Annotated in this window: 1 protein-coding gene; it reads right to left on the bottom strand. The window is 68.6% G+C overall.

The features are described from left to right. On the bottom strand, positions 1–1069 hold a 1069-nt coding region (locus ACF089_RS35940; protein ID WP_392036457.1), incomplete at its 3' end, for an AMP-binding protein. Positions 1070–1090: the final 21 nt, after the last annotated feature.

Raw genomic sequence — 1090 nt, forward strand, 5'->3', positions numbered from 1 at the left:
TCTCCATCACCGCCGCGTCGAAACTGAACGACGCCAGCTGAAGCACCCGACTCCCCCCGCCCAGGCCGAACCGCTCCACCTGCGACACCGCCAGATCCTCCAACCCCGCATGCGACACCACCACCCCCTTCGGCAACCCCGTCGAACCCGACGTATAAATCACATACGCCGCACTCTCCGGACACACCACCACACCCTCCGGATCGGAGACAGGTGACGCGGCGAGCGCCTCCACCGTCTCCGGGGCGTCGAGAACCACCCGGGGAAGGTCCGTGTCGGGCAGGCCCGAGGCCGCGTCGGCCGTCGTCAGCACGCACACGGGCCGGGCGTCTCCGAGCATGTACGCGATACGGTCCACCGGATACTCCGGATCCACCGGCACATAGGCACCGCCCGCCTTCAGCACCGCCAGCGCGGCGATCACCGTCTCCACCGAACGCGGCACCGCCAACGCCACCACCCGCTCCGGACCCACCCCTGCCCCGATCAACAGCCACGCCAGCCGATTCACCCGCGCGTTCAACTCCGCATAACTCAGCGACACTTCCGCCGACGCCAACGCCACCGCATCCGGAGCGACCGCAACCCGCTCCTCGAACAACTCCGGCACACACCGACCCGCCGATCCCGACCCCGACGCATTCCACTCGGTCAGCAGCTGACGACGCTCGCCCTCCAGGAGGACGTCGAGCCGGCCGACTCGCTCGTCCGGCCGGTCGGCGACGGTCTCCAGCAGACGGATGAACCGGGTCGCGATGTCTTCGGCCGTGTCGTGGTCGAGCCGGTCGGGCCGGTAGGCGATGCGGATGCGCAGTTCGTCTCCGGGGAGTACGGCGAGACTCAGCGTGTAGTGCGTCGCGTCGCGGCCCTCCACATCGACCAGTCGGACGGCGTCGAAGGCTTCCGCGAAGGCGGCCGGGTCCTGCGGGTAGTTCTCGAAGACCGTGGTGGTGTCGAAGAGTTCTCCGGTCCCGGTCCCCGCGATCCGCTGGATCTCCGCGAGGCTCAGATACTGATGATCCAGCAGCTCCGACTGCTCACGCTGCACCCGCTCCAGCAGCTCGCCCAACGACTCCGCGTAATCCAGCCG

It is taken from the genome of Streptomyces sp. NPDC014894 (genome assembly GCF_043080985.1).
In the GTDB taxonomy this organism is placed as follows: domain Bacteria; phylum Actinomycetota; class Actinomycetes; order Streptomycetales; family Streptomycetaceae; genus Streptomyces.